The following is a 3,184-nucleotide window of genomic DNA, read 5'->3' as shown; positions in this document are numbered from 1 at the left end:
AAGATAAGCCCATGAAAAACGCTAAATTTTTGATAAATACTATTCACGAAAATCCTTTGTATAAAGAAAAATTAAGCATGGCAAATGAGTGCCAACAGCTTTTAGAGCTTATGGGGAAAGCAAAACGATTTTATATAGCTTTTTGCTACGTTAGAGAAGGTGTTTTAACCTTTGTTCTTACTCATCCCACTGGGCTTTTAGAGCTTAGGCGTGATAGTAGTATAAATGATATAAAAAGGTTATTAAAAACCTTTTGCAATTTTAATAAAAATAGCGTTTTTAAAAGCATTCTTACTCCAAAACCTATTAACGAAATCAACTATACAAAAAACAAAAAAGAAGAAAATATAAGATTTGTCGTGAGCAAATTTTTAAAATTTTTTAATCAAAAAGAGCAAAGTACCATCTTTTATGCGCCGGCTAGTAAAGGCGAGTTTAAAAATTTAGCAAAAGACGAGCAAATACACCAAAAATTTGAAGAGCTAAGAGAAATTTTGCTCAAGAAAAATGAGCAGGCAAGATGCTAATAGACGAGATAAGAACGCTTCCAAACGAGCCTGGCGTATATCAGTATTTTGACGCACAAAATAGGCTCTTATACGTTGGCAAGGCCAAAATTTTAAAAAATAGGGTCAAAAGCTACTTTAAATTTACCCCAAGTCTAGCTCCGGCTGAAAAACTAAGCCCAAGAATTTCAAAGATGATAAGCGAAGCTGTGCATCTTGAATACATCGTCACTCCAAGCGAAGCAGACGCGCTCATACTTGAAAATTCATTCATCAAGCAGCTTAAGCCAAAATACAACATCTTGCTTCGTGACGACAAGACCTACCCTTATATTTTTATAAATTTAAATGATGATTTTCCAAGATTTGAAATCACTAGAAAGGTGGTAAAAGGCTCGAATATCCGCTATTTTGGGCCATATTTTAGTGGAGCTAGCGAGCTACTTGAGGCACTTTATCTAAATTTCAACCTAGTTCAGAAAAAATCCTGCATCAAAGGCAAAAAAGCCTGCCTTTTTTATCAGCTGAAACGCTGCTACGCCCCGTGTGAAGGCAAAATTTCAAAAGAAAACTACGCTAAGATCGTAAACGAGGCTATCGCGGCCTTACAAAATCCAAATTTGCTCATCGCTCGCCTTGAAGAGCTCATGCTAAACTACGCCAAGGCCGAAGACTACGAGCAAGCAGCTGCGACTAGAGATAAGATACAAACACTTAAAAATATGCAAACAAAAGTTGAAGTTGATCTAGCTAAACTTGAGGACTTTGAGGCCTACTCGGTCGCTTGCGTGCACGATATGATCTGTGCGGTGAGATTTAGCGTGCAAAGTGGCAAGATAACTGGCGTAAAAACTGACATCACGCAGGCCAAAAACGCTCAAAAAGACGAGATAAACGAAGCTTATAAGCAGGCTATTTTAAAAAGCTTCATAGCTGGTCAGCCTATAATTAGCACCAAAATTTATGTGCATGAGAGTTTTGAAGATAGCGAGCTGGTGGAGGAAATTTTAAACGAGAGATTTGGGCGTAAATTTAGCATCACTTGCCCTAAAATTGGCGATAAGCGTAAAATTTGTGAGATCGCTACAAAAAACGCTGAAGTTAGCATCGAAAAATATCTAAAAACGCACGATAACGTGCTATTAAACGAGATAAAAGAGTACTTTGACCTAGCTCACACGCCTTACGTGGTCGAGGCTTACGACAACTCACACCTTTTTGGCGAGGCAAGTGTCGGAGCGATGGTGCGCTACGAGCATGGCGAGTGGGCAAAGCAAAACTACCGCCACATGCACTTAAACTCCAAAAACGACTACGATCAGATGAAAGAGAGTTTGACAGCCAGAGCGCTTAGATTTGACAAGCTTAGCCCGCCTGATCTTTGGGTGATTGACGGGGGCGAAGTGCTTTTAAACTTAGCCTGTGAAATTTTAGCAAGCAGTGGCGCAAACGTAGATGTGATAGCCATTTCAAAAGAGAAGATCGATGCCAAAGCTCACCGCGCAAAAGGCGAGGCAAAGGATAAAATTTACACAAAAAATGGCAGTTTTAGCCTAAGTACGAGCGATAAAAAGCTTCAGTTTTTCCAAAAAATGCGTGATGAGAGCCATAGATTTGTCATCAGCTTTCACAGAAAAACAAGGCAGAAAAACGATATGCAAAGATCAATGCTAAGACAAGCTGGCGTATCTGAAGGAAGTATCGCGAAATTAATCAGCTTTTACGGAAGTTTTGATAAAATCAGCGAAGCGAATTTAGACGAAGTGGCAAAAATAACAAATAAAAGCGTAGCAGAAAAACTTGCAGTGCTCAAAGAAGGAAATTTGAAGTGATAATATATGATGAAAATTTAAAAATATCTGCGATAACGCAAGATTCACTTGAGCTATTGGGTTTTGATAGTTTGGATGATTTTTTGTTGCGATACAAAGATATAAGCGAGCTAGTCATAACAAGCCAAGAAAGTACAAACTACAGCTTCTTAGAATTTTTACAAAATACGAAAGATAATAGTGCTAGAGTAAATTTAAAAAGAAAAGATGGTGGTGCGATCTTACTAGAAGCGAGATTGCAAAATGCCATTTTAAAAAATGGTGAAAAATTTTTTATCGTTCTTTTAGAGAAGCAAGACATAATAAACAACCAAAATCTAATAGCAGCGGTAAAAGTAAAACCTACATTAAGACTGCCTGTTTTTAAACTAAACGCATGGTATCTTTTTGACACGCAGACACAATCACTTATCGATGATTCCTGGTTTGAAACATCGCTTAAAATACTAAATTTAAGCAAAAAAGATTTTGCATCCTATTTAAATATCTTTTTGCATAACGCAAGAGAAATTCTTATCCAGATCCAATCGGCCATAATCGCAAAAGACGAGATAATGCTCAAAAAATACGTAAATGAGATAAGAGAAGCTGCATTAAATTTAAAGCTTAATAACCTTGCAAATGAGCTTAACGCTTTTTTAGATAACAATCAAAATGGAAAGATGAAAGAGATGTCTCTTTTTACCAAAAGACTAATTGAGATAGAAAATATCGTCAAAAAATATAGCAAAAAGAGTGTCCATGAAAAATAATAAATTTTATATATTACTAGCGCCAATAATAATTTCAGCGATCTTTTGCGCATATAGCGGAAATGAAAGCTATAAAAAATTTACAGAACTAAAA

3 protein-coding genes are annotated in these 3,184 nt (G+C 36.6%); all 3 read left to right on the top strand.

The features are described from left to right. Window positions 1–527 (top strand): hypothetical protein (locus CVS92_RS08865; protein WP_234398739.1); only part of this gene is annotated, 527 nt, incomplete at its 5' end. Beyond that, window positions 521–2,338 carry an excinuclease ABC subunit UvrC gene (uvrC, locus tag CVS92_RS08860; RefSeq protein ID WP_107789211.1) on the top strand — a complete coding sequence of 606 codons (1,818 nt, stop codon included), beginning with the start codon at window positions 521–523 and terminating at the stop codon, window positions 2,336–2,338. The genes CVS92_RS08865 and uvrC, both read left to right, overlap by 7 nt. Then, the gene (locus tag CVS92_RS08855) at window positions 2,335–3,090 is read left to right on the top strand and encodes a hypothetical protein (protein ID WP_107789210.1); all 756 of its coding nucleotides are present in this window, start codon (window positions 2,335–2,337) and stop codon (window positions 3,088–3,090) included. Before uvrC ends, CVS92_RS08855 begins: the two co-directional genes overlap by 4 nt. Window positions 3,091–3,184: the final 94 nt, after the last annotated feature.

Origin of the sequence: Campylobacter concisus (assembly GCF_003048555.1) — a bacterium.
Lineage (GTDB): Bacteria > Campylobacterota > Campylobacteria > Campylobacterales > Campylobacteraceae > Campylobacter_A > Campylobacter_A concisus_AO.
Note: the sequence above shows the minus strand (reverse complement) of the source record. Positions and strands in the feature narration are given on the sequence as shown.

Bases quoted from the DNA above. Each gene is read 5' to 3' on its own strand.
- uvrC (WP_107789211.1), top strand. From the start codon at position 521: ATGCTAATAGACGAGATAAGAACGCTTCCAAACGAGCCTGGCGTATAT.